The sequence below is a fragment of the Pseudomonas sp. GW821-FHT02C04 genome, from assembly GCF_059421845.1.
The window spans coordinates 335,468-359,388 of the sequence record NZ_JBWKVT010000003.1; the positions used below are offsets into that span (position 1 = coordinate 335,468).

The 23,921-nt window shown below is 60.1% G+C and carries 26 protein-coding genes; 12 read left to right on the forward strand and 14 right to left on the reverse strand.

Annotated elements, in window-relative coordinates; translation table 11 throughout:
- Positions 1–82: 82 nt before the first annotated feature.
- Positions 83–643, forward strand: coding sequence for a glycine cleavage system transcriptional repressor (locus tag AC07VV_RS13500; protein WP_096819408.1), 561 nt, complete (start codon positions 83–85; stop codon positions 641–643).
- Positions 644–653: 10 nt separating this feature from the next.
- On the forward strand, positions 654–1,127 hold the full coding sequence (locus tag AC07VV_RS13505) for a peroxiredoxin (RefSeq protein WP_096819409.1): 474 nt from the start codon (positions 654–656) through the stop codon (positions 1,125–1,127).
- A gap of 34 nt (positions 1,128–1,161) precedes the next feature.
- On the opposite strand, the gene AC07VV_RS13510 is transcribed toward AC07VV_RS13505, so the two are convergent.
- Both AC07VV_RS13510 and AC07VV_RS13515 read right to left on the reverse strand, forming a co-directional pair.
- Entirely contained in the window at positions 1,162–2,232 is a 1,071-nt protein-coding gene (locus AC07VV_RS13510) for an AI-2E family transporter (protein ID WP_096819410.1), read from the reverse strand.
- Between the two features lie 32 nt (positions 2,233–2,264).
- Positions 2,265–2,504 (reverse strand): sulfurtransferase TusA family protein, encoded by a 240-nt coding sequence (locus AC07VV_RS13515; protein WP_007963279.1) that lies wholly within the window; start codon positions 2,502–2,504, stop codon positions 2,265–2,267.
- Positions 2,505–2,601: 97 nt separating this feature from the next.
- Here AC07VV_RS13515 and AC07VV_RS13520 point away from each other — a divergent pair, with 97 nt between their 5' ends.
- Complete coding sequence (locus AC07VV_RS13520) at positions 2,602–4,035, forward strand: M48 family metalloprotease (RefSeq protein WP_495036491.1); 1,434 nt, start codon at positions 2,602–2,604, stop codon at positions 4,033–4,035.
- Positions 4,036–4,113: 78 nt separating this feature from the next.
- Here the strand turns inward: AC07VV_RS13520 and AC07VV_RS13525 are convergent, their stop codons facing one another.
- The 4 genes from AC07VV_RS13525 to rpoE all read right to left on the reverse strand — a co-directional run bounded on the left by AC07VV_RS13525 (position 4,114) and on the right by rpoE (position 7,941).
- The gene (locus tag AC07VV_RS13525) at positions 4,114–5,562 is read right to left on the reverse strand and encodes a DegQ family serine endoprotease (protein WP_495036492.1); all 1,449 of its coding nucleotides are present in this window, start codon (positions 5,560–5,562) and stop codon (positions 4,114–4,116) included.
- A 207-nt stretch (positions 5,563–5,769) separates the two neighbouring features.
- Positions 5,770–6,732 (reverse strand): MucB/RseB C-terminal domain-containing protein, encoded by a 963-nt coding sequence (locus AC07VV_RS13530; RefSeq protein WP_495036493.1) that lies wholly within the window; start codon positions 6,730–6,732, stop codon positions 5,770–5,772.
- An 8-nt stretch (positions 6,733–6,740) separates the two neighbouring features.
- Positions 6,741–7,328 (reverse strand): sigma-E factor negative regulatory protein, encoded by a 588-nt coding sequence (locus AC07VV_RS13535; protein ID WP_096819414.1) that lies wholly within the window; start codon positions 7,326–7,328, stop codon positions 6,741–6,743.
- 31 nt (positions 7,329–7,359) lie between these two features.
- On the reverse strand, positions 7,360–7,941 hold the full coding sequence (gene rpoE / locus AC07VV_RS13540) for an RNA polymerase sigma factor RpoE/AlgU (RefSeq protein WP_003172477.1): 582 nt from the start codon (positions 7,939–7,941) through the stop codon (positions 7,360–7,362).
- A gap of 558 nt (positions 7,942–8,499) precedes the next feature.
- On the opposite strand from rpoE, the gene nadB reads away from it, so the two are divergent.
- Positions 8,500–10,116, forward strand: coding sequence for an L-aspartate oxidase (gene nadB / locus AC07VV_RS13545; RefSeq protein ID WP_495036494.1), 1,617 nt, complete (start codon positions 8,500–8,502; stop codon positions 10,114–10,116).
- Here nadB and AC07VV_RS13550 read toward each other — a convergent pair.
- Both AC07VV_RS13550 and AC07VV_RS13555 read right to left on the reverse strand, forming a co-directional pair.
- A complete protein-coding gene (locus AC07VV_RS13550) occupies positions 10,085–10,537 on the reverse strand; it encodes a protein YgfX (protein WP_495036495.1) in 453 nt (150 codons plus the stop codon). The two genes, nadB and AC07VV_RS13550, sit on opposite strands and share 32 nt — an antisense overlap.
- Positions 10,521–10,775 (reverse strand): FAD assembly factor SdhE, encoded by a 255-nt coding sequence (locus AC07VV_RS13555; protein ID WP_007957989.1) that lies wholly within the window; start codon positions 10,773–10,775, stop codon positions 10,521–10,523. Before AC07VV_RS13555 ends, AC07VV_RS13550 begins: the two co-directional genes overlap by 17 nt.
- Before the next feature lie 149 nt (positions 10,776–10,924).
- On the opposite strand from AC07VV_RS13555, the gene ygfZ reads away from it, so the two are divergent.
- Positions 10,925–11,866 carry a CAF17-like 4Fe-4S cluster assembly/insertion protein YgfZ gene (gene ygfZ, locus AC07VV_RS13560; protein WP_495036496.1) on the forward strand — a complete coding sequence of 314 codons (942 nt, stop codon included), beginning with the start codon at positions 10,925–10,927 and terminating at the stop codon, positions 11,864–11,866.
- A 34-nt stretch (positions 11,867–11,900) separates the two neighbouring features.
- Complete coding sequence (locus AC07VV_RS13565; protein WP_096819418.1) at positions 11,901–12,722, forward strand: HDOD domain-containing protein; 822 nt, start codon at positions 11,901–11,903, stop codon at positions 12,720–12,722.
- A 3-nt stretch (positions 12,723–12,725) separates the two neighbouring features.
- On the opposite strand, the gene AC07VV_RS13570 is transcribed toward AC07VV_RS13565, so the two are convergent.
- Together AC07VV_RS13570 and AC07VV_RS13575 are read right to left on the reverse strand one after the other, a co-directional pair.
- Positions 12,726–14,111 carry a sensor histidine kinase gene (locus AC07VV_RS13570; RefSeq protein WP_493065437.1) on the reverse strand — a complete coding sequence of 462 codons (1,386 nt, stop codon included), beginning with the start codon at positions 14,109–14,111 and terminating at the stop codon, positions 12,726–12,728.
- Entirely contained in the window at positions 14,104–14,775 is a 672-nt protein-coding gene (locus AC07VV_RS13575) for a response regulator (RefSeq protein ID WP_192560019.1), read from the reverse strand. The genes AC07VV_RS13570 and AC07VV_RS13575 overlap by 8 nt, the downstream gene beginning before the upstream one ends.
- Positions 14,776–15,012: 237 nt before the next feature.
- On the opposite strand from AC07VV_RS13575, the gene AC07VV_RS13580 reads away from it, so the two are divergent.
- The 5 genes from AC07VV_RS13580 to AC07VV_RS13600 are packed head-to-tail and all read left to right on the forward strand — an operon-like array spanning position 15,013 to position 20,385.
- Positions 15,013–16,305: an OprD family porin gene (locus AC07VV_RS13580; RefSeq protein ID WP_192560018.1), complete on the forward strand. Its 1,293-nt coding sequence runs from the start codon at positions 15,013–15,015 to the stop codon at positions 16,303–16,305.
- A 39-nt stretch (positions 16,306–16,344) separates the two neighbouring features.
- Positions 16,345–17,322 carry a Bug family tripartite tricarboxylate transporter substrate binding protein gene (locus AC07VV_RS13585; RefSeq protein WP_096819422.1) on the forward strand — a complete coding sequence of 326 codons (978 nt, stop codon included), beginning with the start codon at positions 16,345–16,347 and terminating at the stop codon, positions 17,320–17,322.
- 58 nt (positions 17,323–17,380) lie between these two features.
- Positions 17,381–17,839 (forward strand): tripartite tricarboxylate transporter TctB family protein, encoded by a 459-nt coding sequence (locus tag AC07VV_RS13590; protein ID WP_096819423.1) that lies wholly within the window; start codon positions 17,381–17,383, stop codon positions 17,837–17,839.
- Between the two features lies 1 nt (position 17,840).
- On the forward strand, positions 17,841–19,355 hold the full coding sequence (locus AC07VV_RS13595) for a tripartite tricarboxylate transporter permease (RefSeq protein ID WP_096819424.1): 1,515 nt from the start codon (positions 17,841–17,843) through the stop codon (positions 19,353–19,355).
- Positions 19,348–20,385, forward strand: coding sequence for an AbrB family transcriptional regulator (locus AC07VV_RS13600; protein WP_495036497.1), 1,038 nt, complete (start codon positions 19,348–19,350; stop codon positions 20,383–20,385). Before AC07VV_RS13595 ends, AC07VV_RS13600 begins: the two co-directional genes overlap by 8 nt.
- A 66-nt stretch (positions 20,386–20,451) precedes the next feature.
- Here AC07VV_RS13600 and AC07VV_RS13605 read toward each other — a convergent pair whose 3' ends face one another.
- Positions 20,452–20,889 carry a hypothetical protein gene (locus AC07VV_RS13605; RefSeq protein ID WP_495036498.1) on the reverse strand — a complete coding sequence of 146 codons (438 nt, stop codon included), beginning with the start codon at positions 20,887–20,889 and terminating at the stop codon, positions 20,452–20,454.
- A 158-nt stretch (positions 20,890–21,047) separates the two neighbouring features.
- Positions 21,048–21,743, reverse strand: coding sequence for a uracil-DNA glycosylase (gene ung / locus AC07VV_RS13610; RefSeq protein ID WP_085605867.1), 696 nt, complete (start codon positions 21,741–21,743; stop codon positions 21,048–21,050).
- 132 nt (positions 21,744–21,875) lie between these two features.
- Between ung and dspII the strand changes: the two genes are divergently transcribed.
- Entirely contained in the window at positions 21,876–22,988 is a 1,113-nt protein-coding gene (gene dspII, locus AC07VV_RS13615) for an enoyl-CoA hydratase/isomerase DspII (protein ID WP_495036499.1), read from the forward strand.
- 54 nt (positions 22,989–23,042) lie between these two features.
- Here dspII and AC07VV_RS13620 read toward each other — a convergent pair whose 3' ends face one another.
- A complete protein-coding gene (locus AC07VV_RS13620; protein WP_096819427.1) occupies positions 23,043–23,444 on the reverse strand; it encodes a hypothetical protein in 402 nt (133 codons plus the stop codon).
- A gap of 178 nt (positions 23,445–23,622) precedes the next feature.
- Positions 23,623–23,886, reverse strand: a complete 264-nt coding sequence (locus tag AC07VV_RS13625) for a hypothetical protein (protein ID WP_096819428.1) — start codon at positions 23,884–23,886, stop codon at positions 23,623–23,625.
- Positions 23,887–23,921 lie beyond the last annotated feature (35 nt).

The following is a 23,921-nucleotide window of genomic DNA, read 5'->3' on the forward strand; positions in this document are numbered from 1 at the left end:
ACGAATCGGGCCTTCCGGACAGGTATGTCCCGGCACTCAACGCCCTCACCCTACCGACCGCTCATCGCTTTAGGAATGCTGCATGTCCACCCCCACAGTTCGCGAACAATTCCTTGTCGTCAGTGCCCTCGGCGCCAATCCCATGGAGCTGACCAACGTCCTGTGCCGCGCCAGCCATGAAAACCGCTGCGCGGTCGTCACCTCCCGCCTGACTCGTCACGGCGAGTGCAGCGCGCTGATCCTCGAGATCTCCGGCAGCTGGGACGCCCTGGCGCGTCTGGAAGGCAGCCTGCCGGGCCTGGCCAAGAAGCATGCGTTCACCGTTAACGTCGTGCGCAGTGCCGCTCTGGAAAACCGTCCTCAGGCCCTGCCATACGTGGCTTACGTGTCCTCGGCCTATCGCCCGGACATCATCAACGAGCTGTGCCAGTTCTTCATGGATCACAACGTCGAGCTGGAAAACCTGACCTGCGATACCTATCAGGCTCCGCAGACCGGCGGCACCATGCTCAACGCCACGTTCACCGTGACCCTGCCGGCCGGCACTCAGATCAGTTGGCTGCGTGACCAGTTCCTGGATTTCGCCGATGCCATGAACCTGGACGCACTGATCGAACCGTGGCGCCCACAGAACCCAATGTAAGGAAGCTTTCATGGCCGTAGCTATCGATCAACCGGTTGCCGATTTCGAAGCGCCCGCCACCAGCGGGCAGACCGTCAGCCTTTCGGCCCTCAAAGGCAAGCAAGTGGTGATCTACTTCTACCCGAAGGACAGCACGCCGGGCTGCACCACCGAAGGTCAGGGCTTTCGTGATCAGTACGCGGCGTTCAAGGCTGCCAACACGGAAATCTTCGGCATCTCCCGCGACAGCCTGAAGTCCCACGAGAACTTCAAGTGCAAGCAGGAGTTTCCGTTCGAGCTGATCAGCGACAAGGACGAAGCCGTCTGCCAGTTGTTCGACGTGATCAAGCTGAAAAAGCTCTACGGCAAGGAATACCTGGGCGTTGATCGCAGCACGTTCCTGATCGACAAGAATGGCGTACTGCGCCAGGAATGGCGCGGCGTGAAGGTGCCAGGCCACGTTGATGCAGTTTTGGCTGCTGCTCAGGCGCTGAACAAGGCCTGATCCTTTCGGCGCCCTTGCGGGCGCCGAATCGCTTTCAGAGTAGCGGCGCCACCACCGGCTCCTTGCGCGGCCACGCATCAAGCACAGCCTTGAACAGCGTCGCCAGCGGAATCGCGAAGAACACACCCCAGAAACCCCACAACCCGCCGAACAACAGCACCGCGCAGATGATCGCCACCGGGTGCAAGTTGACCGCTTCGGAAAACAGCAACGGCACCAGCACGTTGCCGTCCAGCGTCTGGATGATCCCGTAGACCGCCATCAGATAGATGAATTGATCGCTCCAGCCCCACTGGAACAGTGCAATCAGCATCACCGGCACAGTCACCACCACCGCCCCGACATACGGCACCACCACCGACACGCCCACCAGCAACGCCAGCAGCGCCGCGTAGTTCAGCCCGAGGGCGACGAAGGCGATGTAGGTCACCCCGCCACAGATCACGATCTCGATGACCTTGCCACGAATGTAGTTGGCGATCTGCCGGTTCATTTCCTCGGCAACCCGGGTGATCAGCGCCCGCTCGCGTGGCAAATAGCCGCGCACCCACTCGCCGATCATTACCCGATCCTTGAGGAAGAAGAACACCAGGATCGGCACCAGGACCAGGTAGATCATGATGTTTACCAGCAGCGGCAGGCTCGACAACGAGAACGTCAGCGCCCACTGGCCGAATTTACCGATCTCGCCGCGCGCTGCTTCGATGGCTTGCAGCACCTGCTCGTCGGACACCAGATGTGGATAGCGCTCCGGCAGCAGCAACAGCAGCGATTGCCACTTGGCGAGCATGCCCGGTAGCTCGTTGAACAGCGTGATCAATTGATGCCAGAGCAGCGGTAACACCACGACGATGAACAGCATCAGCACGCCCATGAACAGCGCAAACACTAGACCCACCGCTGCGCCGCCCGGCATGCGCAGGCGCTCAAGGGTGACCACCAGCCCCTGCATCAGGTACGCCAGCACCATCCCCGCCAACACGGGCGCGAGCATTCCGCCGAGGGTAAGCACGGCGGTGAAGGCGAGAAACAACAACACCGCCAGCACCACGGCTTCCTCATCGGAAAAGTAGCGCTGAATCCAGTCGCGTAACACTTTGAACATCAATAATCCTTAGGTCTTTTACGCTGTCGGTTTCAGGCTTTTTTCAACCAGTAACGGTAAACGCCCGCCTCGTCTTCTTCACGCAGCAGCGTATGACCGGCCAACCGGGCAAAGGTGCGAAAGTCGCGTTGCGAGCCGGCATCAGTGGCGATCACCTTGAGTACCGCGCCGCTGGGCAGCTTGTTCAGTTCCATCTTGGCCTTGAGCAACGGCAACGGGCAATTCAGGCCGCTGGCGTCCAGTTCACAGTCATGGGCTACAGCGTCGGTCATGCGTTACTCCGGTTCAGAGGGTCGGGCTGCCTAGAATATCTGGTCGCAAGCCCGGTGTCCGGCTACAGTAAGGTCTTTGTCGACTAAGGCTTTGTGCATGACATTTTTGCGCCCTACCCTGCTGACGCTCGCTTGCCTGCTCGCCTCACCGGGCTTTGCCGACGACCTGCCGTCACTCGGTGACGCCAGTTCTGCCATCGTCTCGCCACAACAGGAATACCAACTGGGCCGCGCGTGGTTGGCGCTGCTGCGCAGCCAGGTTTCACAGCTCAACGATCCACAGCTCAAGGACTACGTCGAGTCCAGCGTCTATAAACTGGTGGAAACCAGCCAGGTCAACGACCGACGCCTGGAATTCATCCTGATCAACAGCCCGCAGCTCAACGCCTTCGCGGCACCGGGCGGGATTGTCGGGGTCAACGGCGGCCTGTTCCTCAATGCCCAGACCGAAGGTGAATATGCCTCGGTACTGGCTCACGAACTGGCTCACTTGTCCCAGCGCCACTTCGCCCGCGGCGTCGAGGCGTCGCAGCGGATGCAGGTGCCGATGATGGCTGCGCTGCTGGCCGGGATCGTCATTGCGGCCGCCGGTGGCGGCGAGGCCGGGATCGCGACCATCGCGGGCACCCAGGCAGCGGCGATCCAGTCGCAACGAACCTTCTCACGCCAGAACGAACAGGAAGCCGACCGCATCGGCATCCTCAACCTGGAGAAGGCCGGCTATGACCCGCGCTCCATGCCGACCATGTTCGAACGCCTGATGCGCCAGTACCGCTACGACGCCAAGCCGCCAGAATTCCTGCTGACTCACCCGGTGACCGAATCGCGGATCGCCGACACCCGCAACCGTGCCGAGCAAGCCAAACCCGGCGGGATCGAAGACAGCATGCGCTATCAACTGATCCGCGCGCGGGTGCAACTGATCTACGAGGAAACCCCGGGCCTTGGCGCCAAGCGCTTCCGTGCACAGCTGGATGAAAACCCGAAAAACGATGTGGCCCGTTACGGCCTGGCGATTGCCCAGATCAAGGGCGGCCAGTTGAATGAGGCGCGGGAAAACCTGAAGCAACTGCTGGAAAAATCGCCGAACGAGATTATCTACAACCTCGCGCAAGTCGATCTGGATATCACCAACAATCGTCTGGCGGAGGCGCAGTCGCGCGTCGACCGCATCCTGACGCAGTATCCGGGCAACTACCCGTTGAACCAGGTGCGAGTCGATCTGTTACTGAAACAGAACCGCACCGCCGATGCGGAAAAAGCCCTGGAAGGCTTGTTGAAATCACGCCCGAACGATCCGGACGTCTGGTATCAAGTGGCTGAAACGCGCGGCCTGTCGGGCAATATCATCGGCCTGCATCAAGCTCGCGCCGAGTACTTCGCCCTGGTTGGCGACTATCGCCAGGCCATCCAGCAACTGGACTTCGCCAAACGCAAGGCTGGCAGTAACTTCCCGTTGTCATCGCGTATCGATGCTCGTCAGCGTGAGCTGATGGAGCAGGAACGCATGATCAAGGACATGATGGGATAAGCCTGATCCAGGAAAAACGCCGGACACAAAAAAACCGCCTCTTTCGAGGCGGTTTCTTTTTACTCAACCGCTATTGATTCATTCAGCCAGTTTGAACGTGATGAAGCTGGCACGCCCCTGACGCAGAACCCGCATCGACACGGAGCGATTCTTCGGCAGCGCCTTGGCGATCTCGGAGAACTCCTTGGCCGAACCAATGGCCTGGTTGTTCAGGTGAGTGATGATATCGCCTGGCTGCAGGCCGATCAGGGCGGCAGGACCGTCCTGCACTTCCTTGATCACCACACCGCCCTTGAGGTCGTAGGTTTTCTTCTGCTCGGCAGACAGCTCAGCGACCGAAACACCCAGACGATTGCTGTTGGTCTCGACACCGGACTTCGGCAGGGCATCCAGTTCCTTGTCTTCGTCAGGAATCGCGCCGACGGTCAGCTCGACATTCTTGCGCTTGCCTTCACGGATCACTTCCAGATTGGCCTTGGCGCCAGCCTTCAGCGCGCCAACCAGATGAGGAAGGTCAGCGGACATGACGATCGGTTGACCGTTCATGCTCAGGATCACGTCGCCCACTTGAAGGCCGCCCTTGGCTGCCGGACCGTCATCCTGGATCTGCGCCACCAGCGCACCGGCCGGTTTTTCCAGACCGAACGACTCGGCCAGATCCTTGTTCACTTCCTGAATAACCACACCCAGCCAGCCACGGCTGACCTTGCCACCGCTTTTCAGCTGGTTGGATACGTCCATGGCAACGTCGATCGGAATGGCGAACGAAACGCCCATGAAGCCACCGGAACGGGTGTAGATCTGCGAGTTGATCCCCACCACTTCACCGTTCAGGTTGAACAGCGGACCACCGGAGTTGCCCGGGTTGATCGGCACGTCGGTCTGAATGAACGGCACATAGTTTTCGTTTGGCAGGCTACGACCAACGGCGCTGACGATGCCCTGGGTCACCGTGTGATCGAAGCCGAACGGCGAGCCGATCGCCACGACCCACTGGCCGGCTTTCAGATCCTGGGATTTACCGAGTTTGAGTACTGGCAGATCCTTGCCTTCGATTTTCAGCAGGGCCACGTCGGAGCGTGGGTCGGTGCCGATCAGCTTGGCTTTCATTTCACTGCGATCAGCCAGACGAACGAGGATTTCGTCGGCGTCGGCGATCACGTGGTTGTTGGTCAGGATGTAGCCATCCGGCGAGATGATGAAGCCCGAACCCAACGATTGCGCTTCACGCTGGCGATCACCGCGCGGGGAACGCTGTTGCGGCGGCATGCCTCGCTCGAAAAACTCGCGCAGCATCGGCGGCAAGCCTTCCAGGTCTGGCATCTGCTGGTTCACTTTGCGATCCGGCAGCTTTTGCGTGGTACTGATGTTCACCACCGCAGGCGAGGCCTGTTCGACCAACTGGGTGAAATCCGGCAGGTTGGCCGGACTGGCCGCTTCAGCCGCCTGGGCTGCAGGAATAGCCTGACCGAGCACGAGCACGGTGGCGACGATGGAGAGATAAGACTTCAAGCTTGGTATCGACATACAGCTCCCGTTACGACGAGCAGGGTTAAGCGATATGGAGCAAGGAACACCGGGAACCACAGGCCGGCATTTTTGTTCCGGGAACAACAAAACAAGGCCAGAGCCGAGAGGCTCTGACCTATAAAAAATTTTCGGATTATTTGCAAATGAAAATGCTCAGCAAACATTTCACGTCTCGAAAACGAGGTGGAAACAGCTGGAATCAGCTCACTGCTTGCTGGTTGCAGCGCCATCATTGCGTATCGACAAGGCAATCCGCTCAGCGGTGCCGATTGGAATCTCGCCGACAACCGTCACCATCACTTCACCTTGAGGCGTGGTCAAGCGACGGGATACGGCAACGGTAGGGCCCAACTGAGTCCGGGTATCGGTGACGGTTGCACCGTTCAACGGCTCGAGGAATACAGAGAAACGCGCCAGACCGTCGTCATACAGCAGGCTGTTGACCTGCGTCTTGGTCTCGGGATCCTTGTGCGAAGAACTGCTGGTGAGTTCAAAGCCAGGAGGCAGCCAGTCAGAGCGCCAGACCTGAGCAGTCTTGACGGCAGAAGCCTTGTCGCCTTCAAGGTTCACAGGCTTGCAATCGGAATCGGCTTGAAGATCCTTGTCGGACGGAACTTCAGAAGTCTCCAGTCGAGTGAACTGGAATCTTTCAAGCAACTGCCCGTTGTCGTTGAGCAGCAACGACTTGAGCGGCAAACCCGTTTCCTTGTCCAGATGCAGTTCGAATCCATAGCGATGCTGATCGCGCGGCGTCAGCGACACGATCACCGCCTCACGCCCGGCCACACGCGACTTGCCGATGACGGCAAGGTCATACCAATTCTTCAGCTTTTGAGGATCAAGAGGACGAGCGGCAGAGTTGGGAGAATCCCCCAGCCCCGCAATCAGGGTGCCGCTGACGCATTGAGTATGCCCATCAACGCGCACGACTTCCTGAGCCGAGCCGTCGAGCTGAAGCAAACGCTCGCGGACCTGGCCATTCTGGACACGATGCCAGATGTTATGGGTAGAGAAACTACCGTTACGCTCGTAAACGAATGTGCCGTGAAAGCTTTGCTGCTGCTCGGCCTGGCCCAGACGGGTCAGCCAGTCCTGGGCCTCGTCGGCGTGGGCTGGAACAATGAACCAGCCACTGAGCAGAAGCGAAAGTAGAGGTATGGAGCGCATGATCCTCCTTAACGGTTTTCCAGGCTTGCTGCACGCGCGTAAGGCAATGCGCTTTCAGTACCTTTCAGCGCAGCTTGTTGAGCGTGTTGGCGCAGGTAACCTGGTAGACGCTGATCGTGCCAGCCTGGCTGGCCTTGCAGCACACCATTGGCCATAGGGCCGGTGGCTTCCGAACTCTCATTGTAGCCTGCCAATACAGCCGGGCCTTTGACTTGAGGAACGGCCAATGCAGGCTGATTGGATTGCTGCGCCAGTTCTACACCGGCAATTTCGTCGTGGTTATACAGACGAACACCCGCCAGAACGGCAACGGTCACCGAGGCTGCAACGGCCAGACGACCGAGGCTGCGCCATGGACCGCGGGACACTTTGGCTGGCGTGGCTTCATCTTCCAGCGCAGCAGACACTGCCGCAGCGAGATCCAGACGTGGAAGCAGCAGATCCTTATGCATGGCTGCCCGAGCGATCTGATAACGAGCCCAGGTTTCACGGGTTTCAACATCGTCCAGTGCATTGAGCACTCGACGCAATTCCAGTTCGTCCGCTTCGTTATCCATCACTGCGGACAGCGATTCCTGCAGGGCTTCACGACTCATGGCGTTCCTCTCTTGGCTGTCGCCGCTGTCTTTAGTTTTCCTGCAACAACGGCTGCAGGGCTTTATCGATGGCCTCCCGGGCGCGGAAAATCCGGGAGCGCACGGTACCAACCGGACATTGCATGACGCTCGCGATGTCCTCGTAACTCAGACCATCGAATTCGCGCAAAGTTAAAGCCGTGCGCAAATCCTCTGGCAGTTGCTGAATGGTTCGATGGACGGTGCCTTCGATCTCATCCCGCAGCAATGCGCGCTCAGGAGATTCGAGATCCTTCAGGCCGTGATCGCCGTCATAGAACTCTGCATCTTCGGAACTGACATCGCTATCCGGCGGCCGGCGGCCGCGTGAAACCAGATAGTTTTTCGCCGTGTTGATGGCGATGCGGTAAAGCCACGTATAAAACGCACTGTCTCCGCGGAAATTTCCTAGTGCCCGGTAAGCCTTGATAAAGGCTTCTTGAGCAACATCCTGGGCTTCATGGGTGTCGTGCACGAAACGCACGATCAACCCGAGAATTTTGTGTTGATACTTCAACACGAGCAGATCGAAAGCTCGCTTGTCACCGCGCTGAACGCGCTCGACCAGCTGCTGATCCTCTTCCTGGGTTAGCATGAACACTCCTCGATAAACTCGGAGGAAGCTTGCATGACTAAACGACCGGACTTGCAAACATAGACTCGGGCTTTTCGCAAAAGTTCTCCCCCTCCAAGCAAGTTTCCTGCGGGCTCTGATTTGGCACGCACGAAAAACGCAGCGCGGGATAAACCGGCTGCGCGAATAATCTTTTAATCGGCTCGCCGGCTAGAACCCAACCGCAGGTTCCGCATTGAAGCCGACACTGTCCCTTGTTTCGGGCAACTGTCTATTGATCTTGGGCCTCTGGCAAAAGTTCCAAATATTTATAGACGCGCCACGCCGACATTGGGCAACCGTGAGCGGAAAAAGCGTGTTTCATCTGCGATACAGTCGCTTTTTCCCAAAACCGGCGAAAAAAACATCCGACAAAGCGTCTGTATTTTTCCGTCACGGTAGTTTCACAATGCCATATCGGCCCGGCTATTGTGCCGCCCCACCCCTCTATATACTAGTGGGCTGTGTGGCTGTCTCGACTCGCCCATCCGCCTGTCTTGCGCCAACCCCGACCCGGGTCGCTTTGAGCGGAATCCTGAAATGAGCCAACAGTTTCAACACGATGTTCTGGTGATTGGCAGCGGCGCTGCCGGTTTGAGTCTCGCGCTGACCCTGCCCGGTCACTTGCGCATCGCCGTATTGAGCAAGGGCGATCTCGCCAACGGTTCGACCTATTGGGCACAGGGTGGCGTCGCGGCCGTGCTGGACGACACCGACACTGTCGAATCCCATGTCGACGACACGCTCAATGCCGGCGGCGGCCTGTGCCATGAAGATGCAGTACGTTTCACTGTCGAGCACAGCAAAGAGGCGATTCAGTGGCTGATTGACCAGGGCGTGCCCTTCACCCGAGATGAGCAGTCCGGCACAGAAGATGGCGGTTTCGAGTTCCATCTCACCCGTGAAGGCGGCCACAGCCACCGCCGCATCATTCACGCCGCCGATGCCACCGGCGCCGCGATCTTCACAACTTTGCTGACCCAAGCCAGACAACGCCCGAACATCGAGCTGCTGGAACAGCGCGTCGCCGTCGATCTGATCACCGAACGACGCCTGGGACTGGACGGCGACCGCTGCCTCGGCGCCTACGTGCTCAACCGCAAGACCGGCGAAGTCGACACCTACGGCGCGCGTTTTGTAATCTTGGCTTCCGGCGGCGCCGCCAAGGTCTACCTCTATACCAGCAACCCCGACGGCGCCTGCGGTGATGGCATCGCCATGGCCTGGCGTTCGGGCTGCCGGGTGGCGAACCTGGAATTCAATCAGTTCCACCCCACTTGCCTGTATCACCCGCAGGCCAAGAGTTTCCTGATCACCGAAGCCCTGCGCGGCGAAGGCGCGCATTTGAAACTGCCGAACGGCGAGCGCTTCATGCAGCGTTTCGACCCGCGCGCCGAACTGGCACCACGGGACATCGTCGCCCGGGCCATCGACCACGAGATGAAGCGCCTGGGTGTCGATTGCGTCTATCTCGACATCAGCCACAAACCCGAAGCTTTCATCAAGACGCACTTCCCGACGGTTTACGAACGCTGCCTCGGATTCGGCATCGACATCACCAAACAGCCGATCCCGGTCGTCCCGGCGGCGCACTACACCTGCGGCGGCGTGATGGTCGACCAACAGGGCCGCACCGACGTACCCGGACTGTACGCCATCGGCGAAACCAGCTTCACCGGCCTGCACGGCGCCAACCGCATGGCCAGCAACTCGTTGCTGGAATGCTTCGTTTATGCCCGCTCGGCTGCGGCGGACATTCTCGAGCAACTGTCCGACATCGCCATCCCCCGCGCCCTGCCCGCCTGGGACGCGAGCCAGGTGACCGATTCCGACGAAGACGTGATCATCGCGCACAACTGGGACGAGCTGCGGCGCTTCATGTGGGACTACGTCGGCATCGTGCGCACCAACAAACGTCTGCAACGGGCACAGCATCGCGTGCGTCTGCTGCTGGACGAAATCGACGAGTTCTACAGCAACTATAAAGTCAGTCGCGACCTGATCGAGTTGCGCAACCTGGCCCAAGTGGCGGAATTGATGATCCGCTCAGCCATGGAGCGCAAAGAGAGCCGAGGCCTGCATTACACCCTCGACTACCCGGATCTGCTGCCCGAAGCCCTCGACACTATTCTGGTGCCGCCCACCTACGCCGGCTGAACTTGAGGCGTACCCGCAGGCGTCGATGCAAATCCGCCGCCTGCGAGTCTCGGGGCACGCAGATCGACCTGACCCGCCACTCCCCACGCAATCGAAAGCGCAAAACCACGATCAATGGCAGCGCCAGGCTGTCCGGGCGCAACTGCACCGGCTGCCAGCCATCGGCCTGATTCCACAGCTGCCAGCCATCGGCGTCGCGGCGCAATCCGCAGAAAGCCTTGGGATGACTCAACAGAATCTGGCGGGGCAACACCCATGCGGCATGGCCCAGACAGGCGACCGCACCGAGCAGACTGACCCAGAAAGGCAGGACAAGCAGAAACAGAGTGCACAGGGCGAACGCCTGGGCCAGGAGATACGCCGCCAGCAATTGCCGTGAGGCCTGCCAGCGGCATTCGAACGTATTACTTGGGCTGGACACGATCCAGAATCATGCGAACCATGCGTTGCAGCTCGGGGTCTTCGGACTCGCTGCGCTCCATGAACCAGCCGAACATGTCCTGATCCTCGCACTCGAGCAGGCGGACATACAGCGCGCGATCCACCTCGTTCAGATTCGCGTAGACCTCTTTCACGAACGGCACCAGCAGCACGTCAAGCTCAAGCATGCCGCGACGGCTGTGCCAAAAGAGGCGATTCAGTTCAACTTGTTCGACCATGGAGCCCTCCTCAAATAGGCGGCAAGTATACAGGCCCGACACGGGGCGAACAGTCGGCTTTGGTCGGGCACCACCGATCCTTTATGAACTACCCATTTCAACACCACCCCCTTATGATGTGCCCCAGTCTATTTACCCTGCGATGACCCATGGCCGATTTTGCTTTTTTCTGCACCCTGTCTCATGAAGGCGTTCTCGCGGTTCGCGGCGCGGATGCCGGCAAATTCCTGCAAGGCCAGCTGACCTGCAACATCAATTACTTGAGTGATACCCAGGCCAGCCTCGGTGCCCGCTGCACGCAGAAAGGCCGGATGCAGTCGAGTTTCCGCATCGTGCTTGAAGGCGACGGCGTACTGCTGGCAATGGCCGGCGAGCTGCTGGAACCGCAACTGGCGGATCTGAAAAAGTACGCGGTGTTCTCCAAATCGAAACTGACCGACGAAAGCGCCTCCTGGGTGCGCTTCGGCCTCGATCATGGCGATGCTAGCCTGAGCAGCCTGGGTCTGGAACTGCCGGCAGAAACCGACAGCGTGGCCCGCAACGAAGGCCTGATCGCCATTCGCGTCTCCCCGAACCGTGCCGAACTCTGGGTGCCGGCCGATCAGGCCGACAGCGTCAAAGGCAAGCTGTCCGCGCAACTGAGCGAAGCCGAACTCAATCAATGGCTGCTGGGCCAGATCCGCGCCGGTATCGGTCAAGTCATGCCGAGCACCCGTGAGCTGTTCATCCCGCAGATGCTCAACCTGCAAGCCGTCGGCGGCGTGAGCTTCAAGAAAGGCTGCTACACCGGCCAGGAAATCGTTGCGCGCATGCAATACCTGGGCAAGCTCAAGCGTCGCCTGTACCGCGTGCAGCTGGACGCCAGCGAATTGCCGGAGCCGGGCACCCCGCTGTTCGCCCCGAGCCACGGCAGCTCCATCGGCGAAGTGGTGCTGGCCGCCCGTACCGAAAAGAATATTGAACTGCTGGCGGTGTTGCAGGCCGAAGCTGCCGAAGCGGGCGATTTGCATCTGGGCACGGCCGAAGGTCCGGCGCTGCACTTGCTCGACCTGCCTTACGAACTGGATCGCGACCGCGAAATCCAGCGTTGATCGCAGCATTTGTGCAACACCCTAGAGAAACGACATGAGTGAGCTGGCGGATAAGGTCCAACAGGATTTGGTTGAGGCCATCGATAACGATGACCTGGTTCTGCCAACGTTACCGGAAGTGGCCCTGCAGATTCGCAAGGCCGCTGAAGACCCGGATATCAGCGTCAGCGACCTGAGCAAAGTGATCGGCCGTGACACGGCGCTGTCGGCGCGCCTGATCAAAGTGGTCAACAGCCCGTTGCTGCGCGCGACCCAGGAAGTCACCGACCTGCACACCGCGATCACCCGGCTGGGCGTCAACTACAGCAGCAACCTGGCGATCGGTCTGGTGATGGAGCAGATCTTCCACGCCCGCTCCGACGTGGTCGAACAGAAGATGCGCGAAGTCTGGCGCAAGAGCCTGGAAATTGCCGGGGTCAGCTACGCCCTGTGCCGTCGCTATACCCAGCTCAAGCCTGACCAGGCCGCGCTGGGCGGACTGGTGCACCAGATCGGTGTGCTGCCAATCCTGACCTATGCCGAAGACCACTACGAATTGCTGTCCGACCCGGTCAGCCTCAACCATGTGATCGACCACATTCATCCGCTGCTGGGCGACAAATTGCTGCGGGTCTGGGAATTCCCCGAGCGGCTGGTGGAGTTGCCGGGGCTGTATCAGGATCTGAAACGCGATTCGTCGCAGATCGATTACGTGGATCTGGTGCAAGTGGCCAGCCTGTATTGCCACAAGGACACTGACCACCCCCTCGCCCGCATCGACCCTTTCAGCGTGCCGGCCTTCCGCAAACTGGGGATCGATCCGGACAACAAAGTGCTGTGTGCCGACCTGGAAGAATCGCGGTCGATGTTTTACTGATCCTTAGCCGGCAATAAAGCTCACCCGCACCTTCAACCCCGCCCGCTCACCATCGTGCAGCGTGATCTGCGCCAGATGCGCGCGGCAGATTTCCCCGACAATCGCCAGCCCCAGCCCGGAACCGGCGACCTGCTGGTTGCGTCGGTAGAAACGCTCGAACACCCGGTCACGCTCATCCTGCGGAATGCCCGGGCCATCGTCTTCAACCTCCAGCACCGCCGGCGACAGCACCCGCAAGATCACGTTACCGCCCGACGGCGTGTGCGCCAGCGCGTTGTCCACCAGATTGCTCAACAGTTCGTTGAGCAATGTCGGCTCGCCGCGCAGCCAGACCGGTTCGTCCGCTTCCAGCGCCAACGCCACGCCGCGAGCATGGGCCAGCGGCGCCATCGCCATGCCCAGCTCCCGGGCCAATTGGCTCAGATCAAGCAACTGCGCGCCGCCTTCGGCAATCGCCCGGGCGCCGTTTTCCACCCGGGCCAGCGACAGTAACTGGTTGGCCAGATGGGTCAGCCGATCGGTGCTTTGCGCCGAAGATTCCAGCGTGTCGCGCCAGGTCTGCGGCTCGTTTGAGCGCAGGCCCAACTCAAGTCGCGCCTTGAGCGCCGCCAGCGGCGTTCGCAATTCGTGGGCCGCATCGGCGATGAATTGCGCCTGACGCTCGAACTGCCCGCGCAGGCGCTCGGTGAAGTGATTGAGCGCCCGCACCAACGGCCACAATTCGTGCTGCACCTCCACCAACGGCAAGGGCCGCAGATCGTCGGGCTGACGCTCTTCGACCGCGGTGCGCAAACGCTCGATCGGCCGCAACGCCGCGCTGACCGCAAACCACACCAGCAACAATGCGCCAATCGCCAGCATGCCCAATCGCAGCAAGGTGTCGGCCGCCAGACTGCGGGCCATGCTGACGCGTGCTTCGTCGGTTTCGGCGACACGGATTTCCGCCATGCCGTTCATGTTCGGCTCGGTCACGGCTTTCAACAGACTGACGACGCGCACGTTCTGCCCCTGATACGTGGCGTTGTAAAAACGCGCGAGCGCCGGGTAGCTGTCGGTTCTCGGCGTCCCCGGTGGTGGGCCTGGCAGGTTTTCGTAACCGGAAATCAGCTTCTGATGGATGTCGTTGACCTGGTAATAGATGCGTCCCGCGCTGTCGTAGGCGAAGGTGTCGAGTGCCACATAAGGCACGTCGGCACTGAGGCTGCCGTCTCGCTGCGAGAGGCCGGCGGCGATGGTCCGCGCCGATGCCAGCAAAGTGCGGTCATAAGCGGTGTCGGCAGCTTCGCGACCGTTCCAGTAAGCGCTCAAGCCGCTGGCCAGCATCAACACCACCAGCAACAGCGCGAGGTTCCACAACAACCGCCAGCGCAGGCTGCTGGGCTTATGCATCACGGCTTTCCAGCAGGTAGCCGAGGCCACGGAAGGTCACGATGGCCACCGCATGGCCGTCGAGCTTCTTGCGCAGACGATGCACGTAGATTTCGATGGCGTCGGGGCTGGCCTCTTCGTCGAGGCCGAACACTTGCGACGCCAGTTGCTCCTTGCTCATCACCCGACCCGGGCGTGCGATCAGCGCTTCAAGCACCGCTTGCTCGCGGGAGGTCAGCGTCAGCAGTTCTTCGCCGAGGGTGAAGCGCCGGGTATCCAGATCGTAAGCCAGCACCCCACAACGCTGCTGCCGTTCGCCGCCGAGCACACTGCGGCGCAGCAGGGCTTTGACCCGCGCCTCAAGCTCGGTCAATTCAAACGGTTTGGCCAGATAATCGTCGGCACCGAGGTTGAGCCCATGGACCCGATCCTTGACGTCGCTGCGGGCCGTGAGCATCAGCACCGGCAGGTTCTTGCCCCGGGCCCGCAGACGCGCCAGCACTTCAAATCCGTCCATGCGCGGCAGGCCGACATCGAGGATCGCCATCGCGTACTCCTCGCTGCCCAAGGCCAGGTCAGCGGCCACGCCGTCGTGCAACACGTCCACGGTCAGACCGGTGCTCTTGAGCGCCTGGGCGACACTTTCGGCCAGTGGCAAATGGTCTTCGACGAGCAGAACACGCATGGATCTCTACCTCATTCAGGGATGGCCGACGCCATTCTTTGCCGCGGAGTTTACAGCCGCAACCGCCGCTGTGAAGCCCGAAATCCGGGAAAGTCAGCTGAAAGGTTAGCGAAAGGTTAGGCCGTTAGAGTCGGCCCACGGACAGTTCCGACTGCCGTCGCTGATGCCACACAGCGATAAGAAAAACGCCTCGAAGCGTTTTCGACCAATAAGAACAATAAACGGAGTACACCTCGCATGCCGTCCTTGCAGACCAAGGCTCTTACGCCTGTTCGTCCTTCCCGTTTCAGCCACACCGCCCTTGCCAGTGCCGCCGCCCTCGCCGGTTTCGCGCCGATGAGCTACGCCGATTTCATCGAAGACAGTTCCGCCACCTTCGAAACCCGCAACATGTATTTCAACCGCGACTTTCGCGACGGCACCAGCGCCCAACAGTCCAAGCGCGACGAGTGGGCACAGGGTTTCATGCTCAACCTGCAATCGGGTTACACCGACGGCACCGTGGGGTTCGGTGTCGATGCGCTGGGGATGTTGGGGGTCAAGCTCGATTCGAGCCCGGACCGCACCGGCACCGGCCTGCTGCCGACCCACGATGACGGGCGCGCGGCGGACGAATACTCCAAGGTCGGCCTGACCGGCAAAGTGAAGATCTCCGCCACCGAACTGAAGATCGGCAGCCTGATTCCGGAACTGCCGATCCTCAAGCCAAACGACGGGCGAATCCTGCCACAGACCTTCGAAGGCGGCTTGCTGACTTCCAAGGAGATCAAGAACCTGACCTTCACCGGCGGGCGCCTGGACAAGGCCAAGGACCGCGACAGCACCGATTTCGAGGACATTGCCCTCAACAACAAGAACGGCCGCTTTGCTGGCACCGTTGCCGGCAAGCACTTCGATTTTGCCGGCGTGGACTACAAGTTCACCGACAAGATCACCGGCAGTTACCACTTCGCGCAACTCGACGAAGTCTACAACCAGCACTTCTTCGGACTGGTCGCTTCGCGGCCGATGGGCCCGGGCACTTTCGCCACCGACCTGCGCTTCGCCGTCAGTGACGATCAGGGCGCCGCTCGTGGCGGGGAGATCGACAACCGCTCGCTCAACGGTCTGGTCAGCTATGCCCTGAGCGGCCACAAGTTCACCGCCGGTTATCAGCACATGTCCGGCGACAGCGCGTTCCCCTATGTCGATGGCAGCGACCCGTACCTGGTCAACTTCGTGCAGATCAACGACTTCGCCGGCGCCGAAGAGCGCTCCTGGCAGGCGCGCTACGACTTCGACTTCGCCAAACTCGGCATCCCCGGCCTGAGCTTCATGAGCCGCTACTTGAGCGGTGACAACATCAAGCTCAAGAACGGTGACGAAGGCAAAGAGTGGGAGCGCAACACCGAGATCAAATATGTAGTACAAAGCGGCGCCCTGAAGGACGTTGCCGTGCGTTTGCGTAATGCCACTTACCGTTCCAATTACTCCGCTCGCGATGCCGATGAAGTGCGTCTGCTGGTGAGCTATAGCGTTGCCCTTTGGTAATTCAGTACGTCCATAACAACAACTCCCAAGGAGACATAGATGAACTTATCACTGCGTAAAGTTGCTCTAGCCGCTGGCGTCATGTTGTTCGCCGGCCAACTGATGGCCGAACCGAAGCGTCCGGAATGCATCGCCCCGGCCTCCCCCGGCGGCGGTTTCGACCTGACCTGCAAACTGGCGCAAAGCGCGCTGGTCAACGAAAAACTGCTGACCAAACCGATGCGCGTGACCTACATGCCCGGCGGTGTCGGCGCGGTGGCGTACAACGCGGTGGTGGCCCAGCGTCCGGCGGATGCGGGCACGCTGGTGGCGTGGTCCAGCGGTTCGCTGCTGAACCTGGCGCAAGGCAAGTTCGGCCGCTTCGATGAAAGCAACGTGCGCTGGCTGGCGGCGGTCGGTACCAGTTACGGTGCCATCGCGGTGAAAAGCGATTCGCCCTACAAGAACCTCGACGATCTGGTACAGGCGCTGAAGAAAGATCCGAGCAAAGTGGTGATCGGTTCCGGCGGCACCGTTGGTAGCCAGGACTGGATGCAGACGGCGTTGATCGCAAAAGCCGCTGGAATCAACCCGCGCGACCTGCGCTACGTCGCCCTCGAAGGTGGCGGCGAGATCGCCACCGCCCTGCTCGGCGGCCACATTCAGGTCGGCAGCACCGACATTTCCGACTCCATGCCGCACATCCAGAGCGGTGACATGCGCCTGCTGGCAGTCTTCGCCGAAAACCGCCTCGACGAGCCGGAAATGAAAGGTATCCCGACCGCCAGGGAACAAGGCTACGACATCGTCTGGCCGGTGGTGCGCGGCTTCTACCTCGGGCCGAAAGTCAGCGACGAAGACTACGCCTGGTGGAAGGACGCTTTCGACAAACTGCTGGCCTCCGAAGACTTCGCCAAGCTGCGTGATCAGCGTGAACTGTTCCCGTTCGCCATGACCGGCCCGGAGCTGGACACCTACGTGAAGAAGCAAGTCGCGGACTACAAAGTGCTGGCCAAAGAGTTCGGCCTGATCCAGTGATCGTCTCTGTCTAGCGGCCACGGCCTCGCGCATCGAGGCCGTGGCCCAGGAGTTCCTCATGCTCGTTCAACGCATCTTTGCGTCGGTACTGCTGCTGGCCTGTGTCAGCCTGATACTGATGGCCTGGCCTTACCAGGCACCCTTTTCCTACGAACCGATCGGCCCTCGTGCCTTCCCGCTGCTGATGCTCGGGCTGATGGGGCTGGCGCTGGTCTACATGATCTATCGCCCCTCCCCGATCAAGCACACCGAAGAAGACCCGCCGCTGGACCGCGAAACGCTGAAGAAAATCGGTGTCTGCGTGTTGCTGCTGGTGGTGTTCGCCGGCCTGTTCGAACCCTTGGGCTTCATCCTCAGCAGCATTCTGGTCGGCATTCCGATGGCCCGTCTGTACGGCGGTCGCTGGCTGCCCGGCGCGATCATCATCAGTTTGCTGAGCATCGGCCTGTACCTGCTGTTCGACAAAGTCATGGACGTTCCTCTGCCTCTGGGCCTGCTCGACGTTCTGGAGAACTGATATGGATACGCTTGGATATTTGAGTCACGGTTTCGGGGTCGCGCTGACACCCTATAACCTCGTCACCGCCCTGAGCGGCACCTTGATCGGCACCATCGTCGGCCTGTTGCCGGGGCTGGGCCCGATCAACGGCGTGGCGCTGCTGATCCCGATTGCCTTTGCTCTCGGCCTGCCACCGGAATCGGCGCTGATCCTGCTGGCGGCGGTGTACCTGGGTTGCGAATACGGCGGCCGAATCAGTTCGATCCTGCTGAACATCCCGGGCGAAGCCTCCACCGTGATGACCACGCTCGACGGTTACCCGATGGCTCGTCAGGGTCTGGCCGGTGTGGCGTTGTCGCTGTCGGCATGGAGTTCGTTCATCGGCGCGTTCATCGCGACCTGCGGCATGGTGATCTTTGCGCCGATCCTGGCGAAGTGGGCGATCGCCTTCGGGCCCGCCGAATACTTCGTGCTGATGGTGTTCGCGATCGTCTGTCTCGGCGGCATGGCCGGTGACCGACCGCTGAAAACCTTCATCGCCGCGTTGATCGGCCTGTTCCTGTCCACCGTCGGGATCGACGCCAACAGCGGCGTGTATCGCTTCACCGGGGACAACATTCACCTCACCGACGGCATTCAGTTTGTAGTGTTGGTATTGGGCTTGTTCTCCATCAGCGAAATCCTTCTGCTGCTGGAAAAAACCCACCGTGGCCAGGAAGCGTTCAAAGCCACCGGACGCATGATGTTCAACTTCAAGGAAGCTGCGTCGGTGTTCGCGGTGAACCTGCGCTGCGGCGTGCTAGGTTTCATCATGGGCGTATTGCCGGGTGCCGGCGCGACGCTGGCCAGCGCAGTGGCCTACATGACCGAGAAGAAAATCGCCGGCCCGAACGGAAAGTTCGGACAGGGTGACAAGCGCGGTCTGGCCGCACCGGAAACCGCCATCGGAGCCGAAGCCTGCGGTGCGCTGGTGCCGATGCTGACCCTCGGCGTTCCAGGTTCGGGCACCACGGCGGTGATGATCGGCGCGCTGTCGCTGTACAACATCACCCCCGGCCCGCTGCTGTTCCAGCAACAACCGGACATCGTCTGGGGCCTGATCGCGTCGCTGTTCATCGCCAACATCATGCTGGTGATCCTGAACATCCCGATGATCCGCATCTTCACCCGCATCCTCGCCGTGCCGAACTGGGCGCTGGTGCCGATGATCGCGATCATCACCGCCATCGGCGTGTACGCGGTACATGCGACCACGTTCGATCTGTTCCTGATGATCGGCATCGGTATCTTCGGTTACATCCTGCGCAAGCTCGATTTCCCGTTGTCGCCGGTCTTGCTGGGTTTCATCCTTGGCGGTCTGATGGAGCAAAACCTGCGCCGCGCGCTGTCGATCTCCAACGGTTCGCTGGACATCCTCTGGTCGAGCGGGATCACCCTCAGCGTCTGGGGGCTGATCGTGGCGATGCTGCTGGTGCCGATCATCCGCATCTGGCGTAAACGTTCGGTCGCACGGCGTGCTGTGGCCGATGTTTGATCGGTCCTTCAAAACCTGGTGGGGAACCCCGCTGGTCGGTCTGCTGGGCGGCTATGTCGCCAGCCAGATCGGCTGGCCACTGCCGTGGATGGTCGGCTCGTTGCTGGCGATCATCCTGGTGCGCTGCCTGACCCCGTGGCAACTGACCGAAATCCCTGGCGGCCGCAAGTGCGGCCAGTGGATCGTCGGGATCGGCATCGGCCTGCACTTCACCCCGCTGGTGATGGAGCAAGTGCTCAGTCACTTTGGCCTGATCTTCTTCGGAGCGCTGGTCACCAGCCTGTCGGCGGTGGTCGGCGTGTGGTTGATGCGCCGCACCGGTGAAGATCGCGCCACGGCGTTTTTTTCCAGCATGCCCGGCGGCTCCGGCGAGATGGTCAACCTCGGCGCACGCAACGGCGCGATGCTCAGCCATGTCGCGGCCGGGCAAAGTCTGCGGGTGTTGGTGGTGGTGTTATGTGTACCGGCTGCGTTCAAGTATCTGCTGGGTGACGGCACACCGATTTCACATGCTGGCAGCGTCGACTGGCGCTGGCTGGCGATTCTTTTTCCGGCGGGTGGCTTGCTCGCATGGCTCTGGCAACGTCTGCGTCAACCCAATCCTTGGCTGTTCGGGCCGTTGCTGGTGAGTGCGACAGTTAGCATCGCCTGGGACTTGCACATCAGTCTGCCCAATGGTGGCAGCCAGATTGGCCAGTGGCTGATCGGCAGCGGACTGGGTTGTCACTTCAACCGCCAGTTCTTCCGCCGGGCGCCGTCGTTCATGGGGCGCACGTTGATTGGCACGGCGCTGACCATGCTGATCGCGACGCTGGCGGCGTTGGGACTGAGTGCAATGACGCATCTGGATCTGCGATCGTTGACGCTGGGTATGATGCCCGGCGGGATCGCAGAGATGAGCCTGACGGCGGAAACCCTGCAACTGTCGGTGCCGCTGGTGACGGCGATGCAGGTGATGCGGCTGTTGTTCGTGTTGTTTCTGGCGGAGCCGTTGTTCAAGTATTGGAATAGAAACGGGGAATGTCCGTAAGTCATGTAGACGCCCAATACGCTTCAAGACCGGAGGACCATGACTTGAAGCGTATTCCTAGACCAATCAGGAAATATCGAATTTCCCCATCATCACTTCTACCGTTTTACCAGCCGCGCCGATGCGACCTGTAAATCGAAACTCCGTGGCTTGATAACGGGTGCCCTCGACGACTTCAGTGAGCGTGATCTCTCCACTAATCGCTCGGTAGTACTCTTCGCCTTTACCCTCATCAACGAAGTGATCTACGTCAATACTGCCGGGCCCGAGAGCGTGCTTGCCACTCGCGAGGCCTTTTGGAAGCTTAAAAATAAGCGACGTAAAATAGCTAGCGGTATCGATACGACCACCTACGGTGTAAAAGTTGTCGTCATCGCGGAGAAAAACATCTTGAGTGTCGATAACGCTTCGTGGGTCGCTTGGATCAAACCGAGTAGTTCTTGCGAAAAGACTTCCCATTGCCTTCGGAAAGGACTTTACATCCTTGATTCTCAAATCTGTCATGACGATCTCCCGCTCCATTGTTTACCAGCAAATTCGACTGTGACGCCGACTGCACAACTAAACGCGGGTTTCACCTTTATATCTACTGTCAGAAATAACAGGTAGATGAAGCAATCCGACGGGCGGCTCTCACCACCCGAGAGACTTCAGAAGATTATTTAAACAACCGACGGCAAACGCCACTCGATCGGCGCTTCGCCATTCTGCTCAAGGAATTTGTTGGTGCGGCTGAAGTGCCCGCAACCGAGGAAGCCACGATAGGCCGACAGCGGCGACGGGTGCACCGACGTCAGCACCAGATGCTTGGTGGCGTCGATCAGCTTCTGCTTGCTCTGGGCATGCGCGCCCCAGAGCATGAACACCAGATGCGGTTGCTGCTGGCTGACCACTTCGATGATCCGGTCCGTGAAAAACTGCCAGCCCTTGTCCTTGTGCGCATTGGCGTTGGCGCGTTCGACGGTCATGGTGGTGTTGAGCATCAACACGCCCTGATCGGCCCAGCTTTGCAAGTAGCCGTGGTTGGGAATGTCGATGTTCAGGTCGCGCTTCAACTCTTTATAGATGTTGACCAGCGACGGCGGCGCCGGCACGCCCGGTTGCACAGAGAAGCACAAGCCGTGAGCCTGGCCCGGGCCGTGGTACGGGTCCTGGCCGAGGATGACCACTTTCACCTTGTCCAGCGGTGTCGAGTTGAGCGCATTGAAAATCATCGGGCCCGGCGGATAGATTTCCTTGCCGGCCGCCCGCTCCTGCTGCAGAAAAGTGCGCAACTCTGCCATGTAGGGCTGGTCGAATTCGGCACGCAGTGCCTCCTTCCAGCTCGGTTCGAGTTTGATACGGTCGTCAGCAGTCATGGTCATACCCGGCAAAAACAATGGGGCGAACCCTAGGAAAGCCGACCACGCTTGTCAATTGATCTGACGCAGATCCGGCACTTTCCCACACAGCGATCATACTGATCGTTCAAATTCCCGATCGAGGTCACGATGAATCTGCACTTCGAAGAACTCACCGGCACCGACGGCGCGCGCATCGGCGTGGCCAGTCTGGATGCCGAAAAGTCGCTCAATGCGCTGTCCCTGCCAATGATCCACGCCCTGAGCGACAAACTGAACGCCTGGGCCAAGGATCCGCAAATCGTCTGCGTGCTGCTGCGCGGCAATGGCGCCAAGGCCTTCTGCGCTGGCGGCGAAGTGCGCAGCCTGGTGGAGGCCTGTCGCGCCCATCCCGGTGAAGTGCCGCCGCTGGCTGCACAGTTTTTCAACGCTGAATACCGCCTGGATTACAGCCTGCACACCTACCCGAAACCGTTGATCTGCTGGGGCCATGGTTATGTGCTGGGCGGCGGCATGGGCCTTCTGCAAGGCGCGAGCATCCGGATCGTCACGCCGAGCAGTCGTCTGGCCATGCCGGAGATCAGTATCGGTCTGTACCCGGATGTCGGTGCCAGTTGGTTTCTGTCACGCCTGCCGGGCAAGCTCGGTTTGTTCCTCGGTTTGACCGGCGCACACATGAACGGTCGCGATGCGATCGATCTGGATCTGGCCGACCGCTTCCTGCTCGATGAACAGCAGCAGGAATTGATCGACGGTTTGTTGCAACTGAATTGGCAGGAACAAACCGCCATGCAACTCAACAGCCTGCTCAAGGCGTTGCAGCAGGAAGCCGTGGCGCAGATGCCGGAGGCGCAGTGGCTGCCGCGCCGTCGGCAGATCGATGAGCTGCTGGATGTCAGCGACGTGACCTGCGCCTGGAAAGCCATCAGCCTGCAAAGGGACAGCAGTGACCTGCTGATTGCCCGTGCCGCGAAAACCATGAGCGAAGGCTCTCCGCTTACTGCGCATCTGGTCTGGGAACAGATCATCCGCGCCCGCCACTTGTCGCTGGCCGAAGTCTTTCAGATGGAATACACCTTGAGCCTCAATTGCTGCCGGCATCCGGAGTTCAGCGAAGGGGTTCGGTCGCGTTTGATCGACAAGGATCACAAACCGCACTGGCATTGGCCGGACATCACACGGGTGCCGGATGCGGTGGTCGAGGCGCACTTTCACAAGGTCTGGGAGGGGCGGCATCCGTTGGCGGATCTCTCCAGTTACTGAAATCCGGGCATAAAAAAAGCGGCGCTCAATGCGCCGCTTTTTTTGCGGGTAGAGTTACCAGCGGTTACCGCGCCAGTGATCGCCGCGTCCGCTATGGCGGTCATAGTCGCCACGACCCCGGTGATCGTCCCAACCACCGCGGCGATGGCCATCCCAGCGTCCACGATCATCGCCATGCCAGCGGCGGCTCTCGTAGTAACGCGGGGCCGGTTGGTAGTAACGAGGCGCCGAGTAATAACGTGGAGCCGGTTGGTAATAGCGTGGCGCTGGCTGGTAGTAACGCGGGGCCGAATAGTAGGTGCTGCCGCCGCTGTAATAAGTGCCACCGCTGTTGTAGTACGAAGGAGACTGGGAGGTGTAGACCTCTGAGGTGTAGTAGCCATCTCCGTAGGAATAAGGGACGCAACCGCCAATCGAAAAAAGCATCACGGCAAGCAGAAGAATTCGGCGATACATGGCGGCCTCCTGGACCGCGGGTAGCCACACCAGCGACGCTGGCAGGCGTCAGTCTTTTATTCGGTGACTGACGAGATATCTGACAGCGTTTTCTGAATCTGGTGCGTTTCAGTAACAACTTGAAACAAGTGATTCATGAAATCTTGTTCATCCGCAAACGCCGCCATTCAGCCGCTGATTAGTGGTGGCCGCCATGGTATCCACCACCGTGATAACCCCGCCCGTAACCCCCACGATACCCATAGCCGCCGTAGTAATAGCGGCCGCCACCGTAGTAGCGCGGGCCGTAATAGCCACCGTAGTAATAGGGCGAGTAGTAACCGGGATAGTAGTAAGGCGGGGAGTAAACGTCATAGCCGCCACCATAGTAATAACAACCGGACAGCCCAAGACCGAGCACTGCTCCCAGCAGCACCCGACGCAGCCATTTTGAAATACGCATGACGGCCTCCTGAAAGACCTGCGACAGCAGTCGGC

Bases quoted from the DNA above. Each gene is read 5' to 3' on its own strand.
- AC07VV_RS13500 (WP_096819408.1), top strand. From the start codon at position 83: ATGTCCACCCCCACAGTTCGCGAACAATTCCTTGTCGTCAGTGCCCTC.
- AC07VV_RS13505 (WP_096819409.1), top strand. From the start codon at position 654: ATGGCCGTAGCTATCGATCAACCGGTTGCCGATTTCGAAGCGCCCGCC.
- AC07VV_RS13510 (WP_096819410.1), bottom strand. From the start codon at position 2,232: ATGTTCAAAGTGTTACGCGACTGGATTCAGCGCTACTTTTCCGATGAG.
- AC07VV_RS13515 (WP_007963279.1), bottom strand. From the start codon at position 2,504: ATGACCGACGCTGTAGCCCATGACTGTGAACTGGACGCCAGCGGCCTG.
- AC07VV_RS13520 (WP_495036491.1), top strand. From the start codon at position 2,602: ATGACATTTTTGCGCCCTACCCTGCTGACGCTCGCTTGCCTGCTCGCC.
- AC07VV_RS13525 (WP_495036492.1), bottom strand. From the start codon at position 5,562: ATGTCGATACCAAGCTTGAAGTCTTATCTCTCCATCGTCGCCACCGTG.
- AC07VV_RS13530 (WP_495036493.1), bottom strand. From the start codon at position 6,732: ATGCGCTCCATACCTCTACTTTCGCTTCTGCTCAGTGGCTGGTTCATT.
- AC07VV_RS13535 (WP_096819414.1), bottom strand. From the start codon at position 7,328: ATGAGTCGTGAAGCCCTGCAGGAATCGCTGTCCGCAGTGATGGATAAC.
- rpoE (WP_003172477.1), bottom strand. From the start codon at position 7,941: ATGCTAACCCAGGAAGAGGATCAGCAGCTGGTCGAGCGCGTTCAGCGC.
- nadB (WP_495036494.1), top strand. From the start codon at position 8,500: ATGAGCCAACAGTTTCAACACGATGTTCTGGTGATTGGCAGCGGCGCT.
- AC07VV_RS13555 (WP_007957989.1), bottom strand. From the start codon at position 10,775: ATGGTCGAACAAGTTGAACTGAATCGCCTCTTTTGGCACAGCCGTCGC.
- ygfZ (WP_495036496.1), top strand. From the start codon at position 10,925: ATGGCCGATTTTGCTTTTTTCTGCACCCTGTCTCATGAAGGCGTTCTC.
- AC07VV_RS13565 (WP_096819418.1), top strand. From the start codon at position 11,901: ATGAGTGAGCTGGCGGATAAGGTCCAACAGGATTTGGTTGAGGCCATC.
- AC07VV_RS13570 (WP_493065437.1), bottom strand. From the start codon at position 14,111: ATGCATAAGCCCAGCAGCCTGCGCTGGCGGTTGTTGTGGAACCTCGCG.
- AC07VV_RS13575 (WP_192560019.1), bottom strand. From the start codon at position 14,775: ATGCGTGTTCTGCTCGTCGAAGACCATTTGCCACTGGCCGAAAGTGTC.
- AC07VV_RS13580 (WP_192560018.1), top strand. From the start codon at position 15,013: ATGCCGTCCTTGCAGACCAAGGCTCTTACGCCTGTTCGTCCTTCCCGT.
- AC07VV_RS13585 (WP_096819422.1), top strand. From the start codon at position 16,345: ATGAACTTATCACTGCGTAAAGTTGCTCTAGCCGCTGGCGTCATGTTG.
- AC07VV_RS13590 (WP_096819423.1), top strand. From the start codon at position 17,381: ATGCTCGTTCAACGCATCTTTGCGTCGGTACTGCTGCTGGCCTGTGTC.
- AC07VV_RS13595 (WP_096819424.1), top strand. From the start codon at position 17,841: ATGGATACGCTTGGATATTTGAGTCACGGTTTCGGGGTCGCGCTGACA.
- AC07VV_RS13600 (WP_495036497.1), top strand. From the start codon at position 19,348: ATGTTTGATCGGTCCTTCAAAACCTGGTGGGGAACCCCGCTGGTCGGT.
- AC07VV_RS13605 (WP_495036498.1), bottom strand. From the start codon at position 20,889: ATGACAGATTTGAGAATCAAGGATGTAAAGTCCTTTCCGAAGGCAATG.
- ung (WP_085605867.1), bottom strand. From the start codon at position 21,743: ATGACTGCTGACGACCGTATCAAACTCGAACCGAGCTGGAAGGAGGCA.
- dspII (WP_495036499.1), top strand. From the start codon at position 21,876: ATGAATCTGCACTTCGAAGAACTCACCGGCACCGACGGCGCGCGCATC.
- AC07VV_RS13620 (WP_096819427.1), bottom strand. From the start codon at position 23,444: ATGTATCGCCGAATTCTTCTGCTTGCCGTGATGCTTTTTTCGATTGGC.
- AC07VV_RS13625 (WP_096819428.1), bottom strand. From the start codon at position 23,886: ATGCGTATTTCAAAATGGCTGCGTCGGGTGCTGCTGGGAGCAGTGCTC.